14 protein-coding genes and 1 tRNA gene are annotated in these 17,656 nt (G+C 60.6%); 3 read left to right on the plus strand and 12 right to left on the minus strand.

Annotation, left to right across the window (positions count from 1 at the left end; translation table 11 throughout):
* Positions 1-144 precede the first annotated feature (144 nt).
* From AACY25_RS14070 to AACY25_RS14125, 12 genes are all read right to left on the minus strand, one after another.
* Positions 145-873, minus strand: coding sequence for a M48 family metallopeptidase (locus tag AACY25_RS14070; protein ID WP_339525325.1), 729 nt, complete (start codon positions 871-873; stop codon positions 145-147).
* Positions 873-4,148, minus strand: a complete 3,276-nt coding sequence (locus AACY25_RS14075; RefSeq protein WP_339525326.1) for a type I restriction endonuclease subunit R — start codon at positions 4,146-4,148, stop codon at positions 873-875. Before AACY25_RS14075 ends, AACY25_RS14070 begins: the two co-directional genes overlap by 1 nt.
* Positions 4,145-6,070: an ATP-binding protein gene (locus AACY25_RS14080; RefSeq protein ID WP_339525327.1), complete on the minus strand. Its 1,926-nt coding sequence runs from the start codon at positions 6,068-6,070 to the stop codon at positions 4,145-4,147. Before AACY25_RS14080 ends, AACY25_RS14075 begins: the two co-directional genes overlap by 4 nt.
* Positions 6,071-6,391: 321 nt before the next feature.
* Positions 6,392-7,057 (minus strand): YecA/YgfB family protein, encoded by a 666-nt coding sequence (locus AACY25_RS14085; protein ID WP_339525328.1) that lies wholly within the window; start codon positions 7,055-7,057, stop codon positions 6,392-6,394.
* A 525-nt stretch (positions 7,058-7,582) separates the two neighbouring features.
* Complete coding sequence (locus AACY25_RS14090; protein ID WP_339525329.1) at positions 7,583-8,797, minus strand: restriction endonuclease subunit S; 1,215 nt, start codon at positions 8,795-8,797, stop codon at positions 7,583-7,585.
* A complete protein-coding gene (locus tag AACY25_RS14095) occupies positions 8,787-10,301 on the minus strand; it encodes a type I restriction-modification system subunit M (protein WP_339525330.1) in 1,515 nt (504 codons plus the stop codon). The genes AACY25_RS14090 and AACY25_RS14095 overlap by 11 nt, the downstream gene beginning before the upstream one ends.
* Positions 10,302-10,320: 19 nt before the next feature.
* Positions 10,321-10,647 carry a hypothetical protein gene (locus tag AACY25_RS14100; protein WP_339525331.1) on the minus strand — a complete coding sequence of 109 codons (327 nt, stop codon included), beginning with the start codon at positions 10,645-10,647 and terminating at the stop codon, positions 10,321-10,323.
* A gap of 23 nt (positions 10,648-10,670) precedes the next feature.
* Positions 10,671-10,746, minus strand: a tRNA-Phe gene (locus AACY25_RS14105).
* Positions 10,747-11,035: 289 nt separating this feature from the next.
* Entirely contained in the window at positions 11,036-11,308 is a 273-nt protein-coding gene (locus AACY25_RS14110) for an oxidative damage protection protein (protein ID WP_339525332.1), read from the minus strand.
* Positions 11,305-12,378, minus strand: a complete 1,074-nt coding sequence (gene mutY / locus AACY25_RS14115) for an A/G-specific adenine glycosylase (RefSeq protein WP_339525333.1) — start codon at positions 12,376-12,378, stop codon at positions 11,305-11,307. The genes AACY25_RS14110 and mutY overlap by 4 nt, the downstream gene beginning before the upstream one ends.
* Positions 12,375-14,609: an AsmA family protein gene (locus AACY25_RS14120; RefSeq protein ID WP_339525335.1), complete on the minus strand. Its 2,235-nt coding sequence runs from the start codon at positions 14,607-14,609 to the stop codon at positions 12,375-12,377. The genes mutY and AACY25_RS14120 overlap by 4 nt, the downstream gene beginning before the upstream one ends.
* A gap of 288 nt (positions 14,610-14,897) precedes the next feature.
* Complete coding sequence (locus tag AACY25_RS14125; RefSeq protein ID WP_339525337.1) at positions 14,898-15,998, minus strand: NAD(P)/FAD-dependent oxidoreductase; 1,101 nt, start codon at positions 15,996-15,998, stop codon at positions 14,898-14,900.
* Between the two features lie 152 nt (positions 15,999-16,150).
* On the opposite strand from AACY25_RS14125, the gene hisB reads away from it, so the two are divergent.
* Genes hisB through AACY25_RS14140 form a run of 3 tightly spaced genes read left to right on the plus strand, consistent with a single transcriptional unit; the run spans position 16,151 to position 17,642 of the window.
* Positions 16,151-16,744: an imidazoleglycerol-phosphate dehydratase HisB gene (hisB, locus tag AACY25_RS14130; protein WP_339411645.1), complete on the plus strand. Its 594-nt coding sequence runs from the start codon at positions 16,151-16,153 to the stop codon at positions 16,742-16,744.
* The gene (gene hisH, locus AACY25_RS14135) at positions 16,744-17,382 is read left to right on the plus strand and encodes an imidazole glycerol phosphate synthase subunit HisH (protein ID WP_339525339.1); all 639 of its coding nucleotides are present in this window, start codon (positions 16,744-16,746) and stop codon (positions 17,380-17,382) included. The genes hisB and hisH overlap by 1 nt, the downstream gene beginning before the upstream one ends.
* Positions 17,382-17,642: a DUF2164 domain-containing protein gene (locus AACY25_RS14140; RefSeq protein WP_339525341.1), complete on the plus strand. Its 261-nt coding sequence runs from the start codon at positions 17,382-17,384 to the stop codon at positions 17,640-17,642. Before hisH ends, AACY25_RS14140 begins: the two co-directional genes overlap by 1 nt.
* Positions 17,643-17,656 lie beyond the last annotated feature (14 nt).

The following is a 17,656-nucleotide window of genomic DNA, read 5'->3' on the forward strand; positions in this document are numbered from 1 at the left end:
AGGCGATGCGTGGCCTTCCTGGCGAGGCGTCAAGCTAGCATAGCGTTTCGCTGACCGCCAAGCCGTTTACCGGCCGCGCCGGGCTTGGCCGGTCACGGTGTCGCCTGGTTACAGTTGGCTGTCGCGCAGACGCAAAAAGTCGTCTCAACGCACATCATTCAAATACAACTCCACCATCTCATCCAAGCGCGCCTTGATCGACTGCCAGTCCGGCATCAACTGATCGAGCAAGCGCCAGAAGGCTTCCGAGTGATTGTGCTCGGCCAGATGGCAAAGCTCGTGCAACAGCACATAGTCGATGCATTCGGATGGGGCTTTGACCAGATGTGGGTTGAGCGTCAGGGTGCCGGAATGCGAGCAACTACCCCACTGCGTCTGCATGGTCAGCAAGCGCAGGGCCGGCTTTTGTGTGAGCCAGCGGGCCTGTGGTGTCAGACGCTCCAGACGCTGATTGAACTGCTCGCGGGCGCGGGCTTTGTACCAGGCGAATAACAACTCGCGAACTTTCTCCGGGCGGTTCTGCCGCACCGTGATGCACAGCATGCCGCGCAGCAGCTTGACCTGTTGCGGTGCGCGGGCGTCTTCCTGGACTTTCAGCGGGTGGCGCTTACCTAGGTAGAAATAGGTTTCGCCACTGATGTACTGGCGTGGGCGCACATGCAGCAGGCGTTCGCGGATCGGCTGCAGTTGCTCCCAGATCCAGCGAGCGCGCTTGTTGACCCCTGCAGTGATCTGCTCTGCGCTGGCCTCGGCCGGCGCCATTACCAGTACCTGGCCATCGGGCTGCACCTTGATGGTCAGTTTGCGCGCCGGGCGTGGTACGTGCTGCACCTGATAGGCAATCGTCTCGCCGCCGTAATGCAGGCTGGCCATCAGACTTTGCGCGTCCCGGCGCGGACAATCTGCACCACTTGCTCCACCAGCGCTTGTACCTGATCCATACCCAGGCCCAGAGTTTTTAGCGCCATAAAGTACAGCGGCAGCAGTTGCTGACGCACCGCCGCCTCGATATTCAGTGGGTTGATGGAAAACTCCCGTACCGCCTGGCTGACGATGGCGTCGGTCTGCTCGGCCAGTAGAACCCAGTGCGGCGTGTCGATGGCCTCGGCGGCCACACGCTGCTCATCCAGCAGCAGCTTGAAGGCGCCGAAATACGCCTGCACATGGGGGTTGCCGCGTACCGCATCGGGTAGTTCGTCGAGCTGGCGCTGCTGCAGCTGCTCGTCGAACGACTTGAACAGCAGGTACTCCTTGAGCGGGTTATCGAACAGCGCATCGGCCTCGGCGATCACCTGGCGTAGCAGCTCGGAGAAACGTTTCTGCGCATAAGGATCGTCCAGCAACTGGTCGATTTCCTTGGTCAGCCGGGTCTGGATGATGTCCTTCTCGTTGCGGGTCTTCTCCTCGCTCCAGGCCTCCGGTTTGTGCACGCCCATATCGCCCACCACATAAGCGCCCTTGGATTCGCGCACGCCGATGCCAAGTACATGCTTGTCCATCAGCTTTTTCACCTGCACCGCGTACTCGTCGTAATCCACGGTATCGCCGGTGGCCTGCTTGAGGCGCTGGCGCAGGTTGGACAGCTGCTTGACTGTCTCCTTGTACTGGCGGCGGTTCTGCTCGCTGACGCTTTTGTCCTGAAAGAACGCCTGCGACTGCAAGGCAATCGCCAGGCAGGCGGCGAACTCGCTGAGCAGCGCATAGAAGTCATCACGAGTTTTCTGCCGCGTATCCACCTGCGCGCCATCCACCTCCTGCAGGCGTGGCAACAGCACCGCCAGCATCTGCTCAATGTCCTGGGTGTTCTTCACCTCAGCGAACATCGCCCATAGCTGCTGGTACAGGCCCGGCAGCTTCTTGTATTCGGTGCTCATCGGGCTGTACAGGCCATCCAGATCTTCGATGCTGTAACCGCCCTGGGTGCGCGTGGCCAGGTCCTGATACTGGGCGATGGTGATATCCAGCTCGCCGAGGATGCCGCGATAGTCGATCAGCAAGCCATGCTTTTTCAGCGGGTGCAGGCGATTGACCCGCGCAATGGCCTGGATCAGGTTGTGCTGCTTGAGGTTCTTGTCGATGTACAACACCGCGTTGCGCGGCTCGTCGAAGCCGGTGAGCAACTGGTCGATGACAATCAGCAAGTCGGGGCCATCGTCCTGAGCAAAGGCGTCGATCATCCGTTGCTTGTAGACGGTGCCGTCTTCCTTGCCGACATGCTTGTCCCACCAGGCCTGCACCACCGACTTGCTGTCTTCGTCGCTGTCGCTATTGCCCTCGCGGCTATCCGGGGCGGACATCACCAGCGCCGAGCTGACCAGGCCAATCTCGTCGAGAAAACCCTTCAGGCGAATCGCCGACACCCGGCTGTCACACGCCACCTGGCCTTTCAGGCCGTCCAGCACCGAGCTGCTGAAGTGTTCGCTGATGTCATGGGCGATCAGCTCCAACCGGCCCAACGCTTTGTACAGCTCGCCCTTCTTGGCAAACTTCTTCTTCAGGTCGGCCTGCTGCGCCTCGCTCAGGCCTCGGGTGCTGCGCTCGAACCAGCTGTCGATGGCGCGGTCGTTCACATCAAGCTCCAGGCGCCGCTCCTCGTATAGCAGCGGGGTCACCGTGCCGTCTTCCACGGCGCGCTGCATGGTGTAGGCATGCACGATGGGGCCGAACTTGCTTTGGGTTTTTTCCTTCAGCAGCAGCGGCGTGCCGGTAAAAGCAACAAAGGCCGCATTGGGCAATGCCAGGCGCATCTGCACATGGTTCTCGCCGCCCTGGGAGCGATGGCCTTCGTCTACCAGCACGATAAAGTCGCTGCTGTCGTTGTGGCACTCGGGCAGCTTGGCCGCCGAATTGAATTTCTGGATCAGGCTGAACATCACCCGCGCCGAGCCCTTGCCGATCTGCTGGGCCAGGTGTCGGCCGGATTGGCTCAGCGCTTCCTGTTGATCACGTTCGGTGAGTACCCCGGCGCTGGCGAAGGTTTTGCTCAGCTGGGCTTCCAGATCGGTGCGGTCGGTGATCACCAGCACCCGGCAGTTCTGCAGCTGAGGGTGGAAGATCAGCGCCTTGGCCAGCAACAGCATGGTGATCGATTTGCCCGAGCCGGTGGTATGCCAGATCACCCCACCCTGGCGTGCGCCGCGCACATCGCGCTGCTGAATGCGCGCAAGCAACGCGCGGATGCCGAACACCTGCTGGTAACGCGCGACTATCTTGCCGTGCTTGTTGTCGCTGTAGGTGTAAAAACGCACCAGCTCCAGCAGGCGATCCGGCCGGCACAGGCTGGCCAACAGTTTGTCCTGCTGGCTGGCCAGCAACCCGCCGGCCAGCCAGCTGCGATACCAGGCAAGGCTGGCGGCGGAGCGCTGGGCGAATATCGCCCGCTCCTGTTCTGTATTCAGCGGGCGGTTCTTCAACTCGGCGAAAGCCACCTCGCCGATTTCCTCCTCGCGCCAGGCCGCCCAGAACTTCTCGGTGGTACCCACGGTGCCGTAGCGCCCGCCACTGCCATCGACCACCAGCAGCAACTGGCTAAAGGCGAACAGCTGGGGGATTTCATCGGCGCGCTGGTTGCGCAGCATCTGCGAGATACCCTGCTGAATCAGGTCCTTGCCGTTATTGGCATCTGGGCGCTTGGCCTCGATTACCACCAGTGGCAGACCGTTTACATAGAGCACGATATCCGGGAGGCGCTGGCCGATACCGCTGGTGCAGCCCACGCCCAGCTCCTCGGTCAGGTGAAAGCTGTTATTGCTCAGGTCGCCCCAGTCGATCAGCGCGATGGTCGGGTTAACCTTGCTGCCGACGACAAAGTCGCCAACGCTTACCCCGTACAGCAATTGGTCGGACAGACGCTGGTTGGCCGCCTGTAAACCCTCGTTCAGCGGTGGGTGGCTGATCTCGCTGACCAGCTTGGTCAACGCCGCCTCGCTCAGACCATGCTCCACGCCATTGCTGAAAAAGCGCCGCTTGGCCAGCTCGGCGCGCAGCACCGGGGCCAGCACTACGCGCTCCTTGCTGCCGCGCAGTTGCAGCGCCTGGCTGGGGCTTAGATAGGTAAAACCCAGATTGGCCAGCAGCGCCAGGGCGGGGATCTTGGCGCTGAACTCTTCTTCGAACTTGGGGTGGGCAAAGGCGGGTGTGATGCTCACAGCACTATTCCTTGTTCGGCCAACCATAGGCGACCGGCAGCGCTGGTCACATAGGCTTGTTGCGGATGGTTGATCACTTCGGGGTACCGGTATTGCAGCAGGCCTTGTTGCTCGCGCAGCGGATTCAAATGGCCGGTCTTCAGCGCTACCACCTGGCGATTCAATTGCCTTGCCAGTTGCTCCGCATTGTGCGGGCGCAGGGCGCACAGCCAGAGGATCAGCGGCCAGAGTGTATGCTTGCGCGCCTTGGGCGAAAGCGCCGCTAGCGCCTTGCGCAATGGCTCGGGCAGGTCACTCGTATTTACGCCGAGGTCACTCGTATTTGGGTTGAGGTCACTCGTATTTGCGCCGAGGTCACTCGTATTTGCCCCAAGGTCATTGCCAGCCCGGCCTTCTGTCGGGAACAGCGGCAGGCCCGGCAGCTCCGCCAACTGGTAGTAGGTCGCCGGCCCCGCGCCGCCTTTTACCAGCAAGCCGCGTTGATGGTGCAGACGGCTCAGGGTCTGGCTGGCGGCCAGGGTATCCAGGTCGCTGATGGCGCGCAGCGCGGCGTTGTCCACTGCGCCGGTTTCGGCCGCCAGTATCAGCGCCTTGGCCTCATCGGCGGTCAGCTGCAGATGGCTGAACTGCTGCAGCCAGCGCAGTTGTTCTTCACCCAGCAGTTGATGCAGCAGGTACACGGCGGTGAACTGGTTCTCCAACTGATGGCTGGCGAATACCGGCGCGGTCAGCCCCAGCTCTTGCAGCAGGCGGCGCATGGTGCGAATGCCGGTGCCTTTGGTTTCGGCAAAGTCCAGGTCATACAGCACGGCGGCGATGAGCGGATTGCGCAACTGCGAATCCATTTCGCCGAGCAGGGCGGTGGGCTTGAGCGAATAGCCGGCATTGCGGATTTCTAGGCGATTGCTGTAACGCACCACCAGGGTTGGCTGGTTGACCTGATAGTCGCGGTGCATCAGCGCATTGACCACCGCCTCGCGGATCACCTTCTGCGGCAGCAGAGGTTGGTCGGAGCGCTGGGTTTCGCCTTCGCGCAAACGGAAGTGGCGCGGCATATCGTCCAGAATGGTCGCCTCCAGACGGACGATCAGGCGCAGCAGCGGCTCGCGAAAATCCTGGGTGGTGGCGAAGCGCTGCTCGGGGTTTTCGACCCACTGCGTACCCTGGATACGCACATAGTCCACCCGCACGGCCGGCAGTAGTCGACGCAGCGCCAGCGGCTTGCCCAGTAACAACAAACCCGCCACATTCGGCCGCCAGCGCCCGTCGATCTGTTTGACCAGGTTAAGTGCGCGCAGCATTTCCTCGTCGCTGGCCTGCAACTCCTCGGCCTGAGGGCGAACGCGGCCGCGCAACTGCCGATAAAGGGCGATGGCACCGCTGTCGAGGTCATCCCACTCGACATCTGGCAAAATCACCTGCTCGAAGCTCATGCCGGATTTGGCCAGCAACAGCGGCTCTAGCTCATATTGCGAGCATTCGTAATCACCATTCAGCCCGCGCCGCCAGACCCCGGTCTTGCGCTTGTTCTTGCTGTCGAATCTACCCCTGAACACGCAGGGCTTAGCCGCGGCATCCAGTTCCGGCACATACAGCGCCACCAGCCGTTGGCCTTCGACCAGCGCCGTTTGGCTGTGTACCGGGATAGCTGTTTCGAATTGCTCGCGGCAATTGCCCTGAATCTCGTTCAGCAACTTGTCGACATCGGCCACGCCTTCCGGCCAGAACTCCGCATGCCGCTCGTCCGGCTCGCACACCCCCAGCAGTAGGTAGCCGCCGCCCAGCCCCGGCTCGTTGGCGAAGGCGCAGATGCTTTGCATCAGCGAACTGCCAACCTGTGAGGCGCGCTTGGCCTCAATGCGCGGGTGCTCGTCGAGGGCATGTAACTCGGTCAGCGAGGATTCAATGGATTGCATCAACATGGGATGCCCCCATCGCCTGGTGTGCGGGCGCGAGCACTGTGTGTTGGCGGAACGCTGGCGAGCTGCATGGGGCTTCCTTGCGGGGCGATTGGCAGACGATACCAGAGCCGCCAGCCAGCGCCGAGTCTGGCAGCGTTGCGGCTACTGCCGCGGGTAGCCCGGATGCAATCCGGGGTGTTTCATGCGGGCGGCCCCGGATTGCATCCAGGCTACGGGGCTGCTGAGGCTTTTGTGGGGATTTAGCCGCGACTGCTCACATGGCAGTAAACCCTCGCGGCTAAAGCGGAGCGCCGCCGGCCCCTCCTACAGATTGCGTTGCGCTTAGTGCAGGCAGCACTGTTTGAATTTTTTGCCGCTGCCGCACGGGCAGGGGTCGTTGCGCCCGGCTTTTGGCGCTGCCTGCAGCGGGGTTTGTGCCGGGCTGGCCGTTTGGCTGCGTTGTGCCAGCCAATACGCATGCAGGGCACGCACCGCGGGTTCGATGGCAGTGACCGACTGCTGGTGCTCAGCCTGGCTCATGTGCTCCAACTGCGCGAAGTTGGCTTCGCTGCCATGCAGCTCGATGGCCGCCAGGTGCGTGGCCTCGCCTTCCGGCAGCGCCGGCCATTGGCCCAGGCTTACCCCGCGCATATAACCGAAGCACCATTCCTCAACGATGGTCAGGGTTTCGCCTTGGTACTCGCGGGTGCTGAACAGCGCCGCGAACTCCGCCGGGTATTCCATCAGCATCAATACGCAGTTGTTGATGTGCTGAATCAGCAGGCTCATAAAGCGCTGCAGTTCGGCATCCTTGGCGAACTTGGGCGTTACGCCGCCCCACAGTGCCGGCAGCCAGCGGCTGGGCGGTATTACCTCGGGGCCGGAGACCAGCGCGGTGAAAAAACCGTCCAGTTCGCAGGCGTCCAAAATCGAGTCATCGTTGCCGTACTTGAGCAGGATGCTTTCGACAAAATCCAGTTCGGCGTCGCTGAGTGGGGCGGTTTTCATATGCAGCTCCGTGGTTCGGGTGATAGCGGTGGTGTTTAGCCGAGGCTAGGTAGTCAGCGGCGCGACGTAGGGTGGGGTAGCGGCGCGGTCGCTCTGTGGGAGGGGCTTTAGCCGCGATGCCGCAAATCGTGGCGAAAGCGGAGCGCCGCCCGGCCCCTCCCACACCGATAAGGTCTCCACCTCTTCGTCCAGCCGTACTCGGCGTTGGCCGGTGAGCCGTTGTGGCATCCGGCTTTTCGTAGGGTGGATGACGCTTCACCCATCCACCGTGGCGATTTTAAGGTGGATAAAAACAGCGTTATCCACCCTACACGCTGGCCAGATTGTAGGGTGGGTTAGCGGCGCGGGTCGTAGTTGTAGGCCGCGCCACGCAGGTCGTGCGCCGCGTAACCCAGCATTGCGGTTTACCGGTAGGCCGCGATGGTGGGTTACGCGGCGCAGTCGGGCTTGGCCGTAGCCTTTGCGACCGTGATAGGCGCAATCCCCATGGATGGGGTGAATGCCGCAAGCCCGCCGGGGGGCGGCCTAACCCGCCCTACGAATCTGCGGCTCCTCTTCCAGTTCGTCGTCCAGCCGCACCCGGCGCTGGCCGGTGAGCAGTTGTTGCATCAGGGCTTTTTTCTCCAACTTGAGCTTGGCCAGCTGGGCTTGCAGATTGCTGATTTCGGCGTCGGCGGTGGAGAGTACTTGGGCGATTTTTTGTTGTTCGGGGAGTGAGGGCAGGGGGATTTCAATGCGCAGTAAATCTGCGGGATTGACGCGCCTTGCCTTGCGCCCGCCATTGGCCAGGCCCAGTTGTGCGCTGTAGAACTCTTCGCGGGATATGTACTGCACAAGCCAAGCGGGCTCGACATATTCGGTGAAGTCGAATGCCGGCAAGTCGAGTGTGCTTTCGTAGCCGTCCAAATGCTCGGGGATGATGCCGAATGCACCGTTGAGAAAGTCCAGTTTGCTGTAAATAAACTGGCCAGCCTTGCGGGTGAAGTATTTGGTGGATTCGCTGCCGATGCGCTTTTCATCCTTGGCGAACACGCCGTTGCCATACAGCTTAACGGTGATCTTTTTGGCAACTTCGCCATTACTGCCGGGCAAGCGGCTCTCGGTCAGTAGCTTTGCAATGGGGGTGCTGACCCACTCGGGGTAACCCGCAAAGCGCTTTTGCCCGGATAGCAACGGCCCCAACAGTGCCTGCTTTTGTTGCTGGCTATTGGCAAGCAGGCGCTCGGTGGTGGCGATGGCTTTGTCCCAGGTGGAAAGGATTTGGGCGATCTTGGTTTGCTCCGGCAGAGGCGGAGTCTTAATGCGAGTTGACTTTATTGACTTTAATGAGAGGTTTCTAATCGTTGATCCAGTGAGTTCTGAAATGAAGTAGTTCTGAATCTCTTCGCTGGATAGGGCGTGGTAGATAAAATTTTTGTTGGTTTCATTATTGATATTGATATATGCGGCGCTCTTGCCTAGAACTACTTTTTCGCCTTTGTAGTAGGCAAGATTTCCTATCGTGCCATTTATGGACATCAATATGGTTCTGTCGGAAAGGTCCTTTCGGTGCTTTTCGAGCTCATCAAGGGAGACGTTTTTTGTTGTGTTTCCTATTTCTATAGTGCCGCTTTTTAAGTTGTTTCCGTTTATAAAGTAGATGTCTGATTGGTCTACATATTTTGGAGTGGTGTGAATTCCATCGCTAATTTTTAAGGATAAGTCGGAAAGATAATTAACAGTCCACCCTTCAGGCACCATAACCCAGCTCCTTCAAATACCCATCCATCCCCCGCTTTAACTCCACCAACTCCCGCTCTAACCCCTCGCGCTCGGCCTTAATCGCCAGCAGATCAATCTCGTCTTCAGCCTCAAAGGTATCCACATAGCGCGGGATATTCAGGTTGTAGTCGTTATCGCGGATGGCTTGCAGGCTGACGCATTCGGCATAGCGGCTCTGGTGCTGGCGGGCGCGGTAGGCGGCAACGATGCGCTCAAGTTGCTGCGGGCCGAGTTGGTTCTGGTTTTTGCCGGCCATAAAGTCGCGGGAGGCGTCGATAAAGATCACGTCCTCGCTGCTCTTGGTTTTGCGGAACAGCAGAATTGCCGCCGGGATGCCGGTGCCGAAGAACAGTTTTTCCGGCAGGCCGATCACCGCATCCAGCAGGTTTTCTTCGATCAGCGCCTGGCGGATTTTGCCTTCGCTGCCGCCACGGAACAGCACGCCGTGGGGCACTACCACGCCCATACGGCCTGTGTCCGGCTTCAGGGTTTCGATCATATGCAGGATAAAGGCGTAGTCGCCCTTGGTTTTCGGCGGGATGCCGCGCTGGAAGCGACCGTACTTGTCGTTCTCGGCCTGTTCGATGCCCCATTTCTCCAGGGAGAAGGGCGGGTTGGCGGTAACTACGTCGAAGTGCATCAGGCCGCCGCTGGCGTCGAGCAGTTGCGGGTGGCGGATGCTGTCGCCCCAGCGCAGGTCGTGGTTTTCTTCGCCGTGCAGAAACAGGTTCATCTTGGCCAGGGCCCAGGTGGCGCCGATGGATTCCTGGCCGAACAGGGCGTAATTGCGCGAGCCGGTTTTCTCCAGCACCTTGCGCCCGCATTTCATCAAGAGGGATGCAGACCCGCATGCCGGATCGCAAATCTGCTCGCCAGGTTGCGGGTCGAGCAATTCGGCCAGCAGGTCGCTGACCTGGGCCGGGGTATAGAACTCGCCGGCGGTTTTGCCGGCACCGGCGGCAAAGCGCGAAATCAGAAACTCGTAGGCGTTGCCGATAATGTCCTGGCTGCCGATGCGCGAGGGGCGCAAGTTCATATCTGCCTGGGCGAAGTCTTCAAGCAGGTGGCGCAGCAGGTTGTTTTTGCTTTTTTCTTCGCCGAGCTTGTTGGCGTTAAAGCTGATGTCCTGGAATACGCCGCGCAGCTTGGCGCTATTGGCGTCTTCGATGGCGTGCAGGGCTTCGTCGATACGCTCGCCGTTGCCGGGCAGATGGCGTTTGTCATGCAGGCTGTAGAAGTTGGCGGACTCGGGCAGCACAAAGCGCTCGGTCTTCATCATGGCGGCGATCAGCGCCGGCTCGTTGCCGTACTTGGCCACATATCCCTCGTAGTGGTCCTGCCAGACGTCGCTCAGGTACTTCAAGAACAACATGGTCAGCACGTAGTTCTTGTAGTCGCTGGCATCCACGCTGCCACGGAAGGTGTCGCAGGACTTCCAGATAATGGCGTTGATTTCGTCCTGGCTGATGGGGCTATGGCTCATGGGCTTCTTCTTGGCTGAATCAGGGATTACGGACGGTAAGCGGAGCAGGGTTAATCAGGCAGCCGGAGTGAACTGTCAAGGTTTGCTTGATAGTTGCCGGGCTCGTTGCATCTTGATCGGGCGTGTTACGGATAGGTTGGCTGATAAACCGCTTGGCGGGTGCCGACGAGTCCAGGCGCTGGCGCAGTTGCAGCGCTGCATGGCCGTTACTGAAGGTGTCGCGAATCAGATCATGCATGGCAGCGGGCGTCCCTGTTGGCTGACGGTGCTGAACATGGCGCAGGGCGAGCGAGGTCGCCAGCTTTTTCTGCAGATAGCTTTCTGTAGATAAAGAAAAGGCCCACATCGCTGTGAGCCTTTCTCTGTATTTGGTGCCCGGGGACGGAATCGAACCGCCGACACGGGGATTTTCAATCCCCTGCTCTACCGACTGAGCTACCCGGGCTAACGGGGCGCTATTAGACGGATTTGAAGGGTAGGTGTCAAGCGTGGGTTTGAAAAATATTTAATTAATACGGGCGGTTAGGTTCGGGTGCTGGGAAAAGGCCGGTGGCGTTGGGCCCCCGGATGCATCGGGGGAGGGATTAGCCGTGTAGGGTGGATAACGCTTTGCTTATCCACCATCGTGGTGTGGTGGATGGATAAGGCGTCATCCACCCTACGGTCTGGATGCAGTCCGTGGAGCGATTCGTCGGAGCGGCCCATGGCTCGCTCCTACAGGTGCGACGCGGCTGTTACTCGCTGGGCGGCACGTAACCGTCGGCTTGGGCGTATTCCTCGCCGGAGAGGAATTTGTCCATCTCGACCTGGAGGAATTTACGGTCTTCGGCGTTCATCATGTTCAGGCGACGCTCGTTGATCAGCAGGGTCTGGTGCTTCTGCCATTCGTCCCAGGCTTGCTTGGAGACGTTGTTGAAGATGTCCTCACCTTTGGCGCCTGGATATGGTGGGCGGTCCAGGCCGGGGAGTTCCTGCTTGTGTTTGCGGCACTGTACGGTGCGGGTCATGGCGTTTCTCCAGTATTTGCTGCGAGTGCATCGGCCGCGCGCTTCAGCAATTTCTTCACCGGGGCGGCGAGACCCAGGCGCGGCGGGGTGGCGAGGTTATACCAGAGCCAGTCAGCCTCGGCCACGGCGGTTGGTGCGGCGTCAACCTGGATCAGCCAGGGTTCGATGGCCAGTTGGAAGTGGCTGAAGGTGTGGGTCAGGCCGCTCAGCTCGCGTTGTGCGCCGAGCTGCAGGGTGTGGCGGCTGGCCAGTGTGGCGATGGCCGTTGCTTCGTCCAGCTCCGGCAGGCTCCACAAACCGCCCCAGAGGCCGCTGGACGGGCGGCGATAGAGCAGCACCTCGCCGTTGCGGTTGGCGAATATCGGCATCAGCGTGCGTTTCTGTGGCAGCGCCTTGCGCGGCTTGGGGATCGGGTAGCGAATTTCCAGGCCGAGCAGGTGCGCCTGGCAGCCGCTCTTCAGTGGGCAAAGTAGGCAGCTGGGTTTGCTACGGGTACAGAGCGTGGCGCCCAGGTCCATCATCGCCTGGGTGTAGTGGTTGGCCCGGGCGTGCGGGGTAAAGCGCTCGGCCACATCCCATAGCTGTTTGGCCACTTTTGGCTCGCCCGGATAACCTTCCTGGGCGACGTAGCGCGCGAGTACGCGTTTGACGTTGCCGTCGAGAATCGGCGCGCGCAGGCCCATGCTTAGGCTGGCGATGGCGCCGGCAGTGGAGCGGCCAATGCCGGGTAGTTCGGTGAGTTGGTCGACATCTCGGGGGAATTCACCGGCATATTCGCGCACAACGATCTGCGCGGTTTTCTGCAGGTTGCGTGCGCGGGTGTAGTAACCGAGGCCCGTCCACAGGTGCAGCACTTCATCTTCCGGCGCTGCTGCCAGGTCATTTACCGTCGGCAATGCGGCCATAAAGCGGTCGAAATAGCCGAGCACGGTGCTGACCTGGGTTTGCTGCAGCATGATCTCCGAGACCCACACGCGGTACGGCGTGATGCCCTGTTGCCAGGGCAGGTCCTTGCGCCCGTGGCTGTCGTACCAGTTCAGTACCGCGTCAGAAAACTGCTCGGGGCTCATCGGTTGAACAGGCCCTTGAGCGCGTCTTTCAGCTCGGGGCTGACCTTGTCGCCGAGTTTTTCTTCGATCTTCTCGTTGAGCTTGTTGCCGGCCAGTTTCGCGGCGACTTTACCCAGGCCGTCCTGATCCAGGCGACAGGCTTTGCCGCCCATTTCCAGCGGGCCACGGCAGCGCACGGGCCATTCGATGCCGACATAGCGCTCGTTGACCTGGCAAGCCGGGTCGGGCATTTCGCGTTGGTCGCCAATAATGGTGATGCCGACGCGGTAGTCGAGGCCAAGGATGCGCAGGTCCAGATCGCCATTGCCTTTGACTGCCAGGCCTGGAATCACGGCCTTGAGGTCGGGGTTGTGGGCGACGCCGTTGCGCAGGGTCAGGCTGCCTTGCAGGGTTTCGAAGGGCGTGTCCTTGCCGCGTGGATCGCTGCTCAGGGATTTGCGGTTGAGGGTGGCGATGCCGCGGCACAGCTGTTGTTCCAAGTTGGCGTCGACCAGCACGCCGTCATTCAGCATAAAGCTGGCGTCGCCTGTCAGCCCATCGACCCACGCGCGCTGGCTGTTGCCGCTGGTGGTCAAGTTGGCTTTGAAATCCAGCAGGCCCTTGACCGGCGAAGGCTGGTCGGGCTTTTTCAGGAACGGCTCAACCGGGATGTTGCTGAGGTTCTTCTGCACGCTCAGTAGTGGCACGGACGGGCGTACGTCGATGCTGGCCTTGGCGTTGAAGCTGCCGTTGCCGATAGTACCGCGCACATCCTGCAGGGTCAGCAGGCCGCCTTTGCCCTGCGCCTTAGCGCTGAAATTACTGATCACCTGCTGCTGTGCGGTGAGCTGGTCCAGGCCAAGGTCGAGCTGTACGTCGAGCTTACGCAGCGTCTCGATCGGCAGCACTTCACTGTTGCTCCAGGCGTGCTGGGTCGGTGCATCGGGTAGTGGTGTGCTGCCGCTCTGCCCAGCACTGGCAACGCTGGCCTTAACTTCGGCCTGGCGCGCGGCGCCGGCATCTTTGGCGTCCTGGGACGGTGCGGGCAGGTAGCGGTCGAGGTTCAGTTGGTCGCCCTTAAGCTGTACGCGCAGGGCCTGTTTGGCGAAATCGGCAATCGCCAGCTGACCGCTGAAGTGGCTGTCGTCCAGGGTTAGCTTGAGTTCTTCGAAGGTCAGGCTGTTGTCGGTGCCGCTCAAGCGGGTTACCAGTTCGAACTGGCTGAGGGTTTTTTCATCGGTCATCGGCGGCAGTTTCTGGCCGATGGTGGTGAGGAATTCACGCAAGTTGAGTGGCGCGATGGATAGCCCCCCGCTGAGTTTTGGCTGCTTGTCGAGATCACGTACTTTCAGTTCGCCAAGTGCGCGCAACTGGTTGCCGGAGAACTTCAGACCATTCCATTCAGCGACCTGAGCGGCCAGGTCGACCAGCAGTTGGCCCTGGGCCGAGTAGGTCAGGGTCTGGCCGTCGAAGGGCTCGCCAGATACTTCGCCTGAGAGCTTGGCGTCTTCCAGTTGATAGCGCTTGAGCACGCGATCAAAGCGCAGCTCGCCCTGCAGTTCGCTGCGGGCGCGTAGCACTGGCTTGTTGAGGCCAAAGAAGGCGCTGAGTTTGATTGGAATGCCTGCGCCTTCGCGGATTGCTCCGGTGGTCAGCTGGATACTTTCGGCGCTGAATTGCTGGCCTTTTTGCACATCGTGGTAGTCGATGCGCGCGCTGTTAACGATCAGGCTGTCGATATCCAGTTTCAGCGGCTGGCTGCTTTCAGCAGGCTCAGCAGCTGGGTTTTCGGCCTGCGGGCTGTCGCGGTTGGCTGCTGGGGCTTCGTCTGTTGCGGTGGTGGTGTTAGCCGGTTTGCCGACATCTTCCCAGTTGCTGCGGCCTTTTTCGTCGCGCTGCAGGTTGAGGTTGAGGCCGTCGATACGGATATCGCTCATCTGCACTTCTTTGCGCAGCAGCGGCAGCACGCGCACCGACAGGCCGAGCAGGCGCAGGTCGGCGAAAGGCTTGTCTGGGGTGCTGGGGCTGGCGAGCGTGGCTTCAGTCAGCTCCAGGCCGAGCCAGGGGAACAGGCTCCAGCCAATATCACCGTTGAGGGTCAGCTCCAGGTTGGCCTTGTCGCGGGCAAGCTGGCGGATTTCGTCTTTGTAATCGTTGGGATCGAACAGGTGGGTGAGGGCAAAGCCCAGCGCCACGATGATCAGCAATAGCCCGAGAAAAAACAGGCCGAGAATTTTGCCGAGCGCTTTCATGTGCGAATCCTTGTTTCGAAACTGGATGGTGAAGAGCAGCAATTCAAGCCGGCGAGTATAGCGCCAGCGTTTTTACCTGGACCGCCGACAGTCCCGTTTACGCGGTGATTTTGCAAGCGGCTTTTAGAGCCTGTTTATTACGAACTCGCGAGCTAGAGCCATGCAAGGCGCTACGTTAGTAACAGCCTCCGGCTGGTCAAAACAGGCGAGGAAGCGGAGTGTACTTTTGTACATGAGCTTCCGAGTCTGTTTTTAACGCCGCAGGGCCGACGCGCAGCAGGTCGGCTCTTACAGTGCTTGCGCCACGCGCTCGGCGATAGCCAGGCTGGCGGTAAGCCCTGGCGACTCGATGCCGAACAGGTTAACCAGGCCTGGCAGGCCGTGCTCCTTGGGCGTTTGGATAATGAAGTCGGCGGCCGGTTCCCCGCTGCCTGCGAGTTTCGGTCGGATGCCGCTGTAGCCCGGCACCAGGCGCGCGCTGTCGATGGTAGGGAAATAGCGGCGGATGGCATCGGCGAACGGCTCGCGCAGGTTTTCGTCGACCCGGTAGTCGATCTGCGTGAGGTAGCGGGTGTCCGGACCGAAACGCAGCTGGCCGCCGAGATCCAGGGTGGCGTGGATGCCTAGTCCAGCTGTATTTGCTTCTGGCATCGGGTAGATCAGATGCTGGAAGGGCGAGTGACCGCTATAGCTGAAGTAGCGACCCTGACATAAGTGCAGCGGCGGAACCTGGTGCAAACCTTGGGTTTGCCTGGCCAACTGCTGGGCGAATAGACCGCCGGCATTGATCACCCGCTGGGTTTTCAGCTGGAACGGTTCGCCGCCGCTGTGGCCTGAGGCTATCCAGCCGTCGCCGCTTGCTTCGAGTCGTTCGACGCGGCTGTGCAGTACCAGCTGTGCGCCACGATTTTCCGCCACCGCCAACAGCGATTGCAGGTAGGCGTGGCTGTCGATAATTCCGGTGCTGGGCGAAAGCAGGGCGGCAACTCCGCGTACTGTGGGTTCCAGGCTATTCAGCTGAGCTCGATCAATAGGCTGCAAGTCATGCACACCGCAGGCCTCGGCATTGCGTTGCAGCTGTTCGAGCTTGGCGATTTCTGTGCTTTCCACCGCCACTAGCAGCTTGCCGAGCTGTCGGTGCGCTACCTGATGGGTGCGGCACCAGGCATACAGGCGCTCACGGCCTTCCAGGCACAGTTCGGCCTTGAGCGAGCCGGGTTCGTAATACAGGCCGGCGTGGATCACCTCGGAGTTGCGGCTGGAGGTGTGGCTGCCGATCAGGCTTTCCGCCTCGACTATCAGGCAGCTCTGTCCCGGACTGCTCAAGCGCGCGGCGCAGGCCAGGCCGAGGGCGCCTGCACCGATAATCAGGGTGTCGATACTGTCCATGGTTATCCCACTGTTTAGTGCGCGGGCCGCAGGGGCGCTGCCAACGCCTATGCAAACGATAGTCAGTACCTCTGATCGCCGCCGGTAGCCGCCCAGGCGGATGCCCGCCTATAATGCCAGCCTTTTTCCGTGGGCAATTTCTGGAGCTGGTGATGGCCGAACGTACGGCATCCGTCGAGCGCAATACCCTGGAGACCCAGATCAAGGTCTCGATCAACCTGGATGGAACTGGCAAAGCCAAGTTCGATATTGGCGTGCCATTCCTCGAGCACATGCTCGACCAGATCGCCCGCCATGGCTTGATCGACCTCGATATCGAGTGCAAGGGCGACCTGCATATCGACGACCACCACACCGTGGAAGATGTCGGTATCACCCTCGGCCAGGCGTTCACCAAGGCCATCGGCGACAAGAAAGGCATGACCCGTTACGGCCATTCCTACGTGCCGCTGGATGAAGCGCTGTCGCGCGTGGTGATCGACTTCTCCGGCCGTCCGGGCCTGCAGATGCATGTGCCGTTCACCCGCGCGGTGGTTGGCGGCTTTGATGTGGATCTGTTCCAGGAATTCTTCCAGGGCTTCGTCAATCACGCCTTGGTCAGCCTGCATATCGATAACCTGCGTGGCACCAACACCCACCACCAGATCGAAACGGTGTTCAAGGCCTTCGGCCGCGCCCTGCGCATGGCTGTCGAGCTGGACCCGCGCATGGCCGGGCAGATGCCGTCGACTAAAGGCGTGCTTTGATGCAAACGGTTGCAGTAATCGATTACGGCATGGGCAACCTGCACTCGGTGGCCAAGGCCCTTGAGCATGTGGGTGCCGGTAAGGTGCTGGTGACCAGCGATGCCCAGGTGATTCGCGAAGCGGACCGGGTGGTATTTCCCGGCGTTGGCGCGATTCGCGATTGCATGGCCGAGATCAAGCGCCTGGGCTTCGACAGCCTGGTGCGTGAAGTCAGCACTGACCGACCGTTTCTCGGCATCTGCGTAGGTATGCAGGCGCTGCTGGAGCACAGCGAAGAGAACGATGGCGTTGATTGCATCGGTCTGTTCCCCGGTAAAGTGCGCTTCTTCGGCAAGGACATGGTCGAAGGCGGCGAGCCGCTGAAGGTGCCGCATATGGGTTGGAATGAAGTGGCGCAGTCGGTCAAACACCCGCTGTGGCACAACATTCCGGACCTGGCGCGCTTCTACTTTGTGCACAGCTATTACATCGAGGCCGGCAATCCCAAGCAGGTGGTCGGTCGTGGTCACTACGGCAAGGATTTCGCCGCGGCGCTGGCCGACGGTTCGCGTTTCGCCGTGCAGTTCCATCCGGAAAAGAGCCACACCCATGGCCTGCAGCTGCTGCAGAACTTCGCCGCCTGGGATGGCCGCTGGTAATGAGCCGGGCCAAGCAGAAACCGCCGATTCTCACCCTCACTGCTGAGCAGGAGCGTGAGGCGACCAGCGTCCTCAAGCGCTTTATGGCCGAGCGCTTCGAGCTTGAGCTAGGCAGTTTCGAGGCTGCCGAAGTGCTGGAGCTGTTTGCCCGCGAGATTGCACCGCACTACTACAACCGGGCGATTTTCGATGTGCAGACTCACCTGAAAGAACGGTTCGAGAGCATCGAAAGCGACCTCTGGGCGCTGGAAAAGAGCTGACCCACCGAATTCAC

Source organism: Pseudomonas sp. EA_35y_Pfl2_R111 (genome assembly GCF_963970955.1).
In the GTDB taxonomy this organism is placed as follows: domain Bacteria; phylum Pseudomonadota; class Gammaproteobacteria; order Pseudomonadales; family Pseudomonadaceae; genus Aquipseudomonas.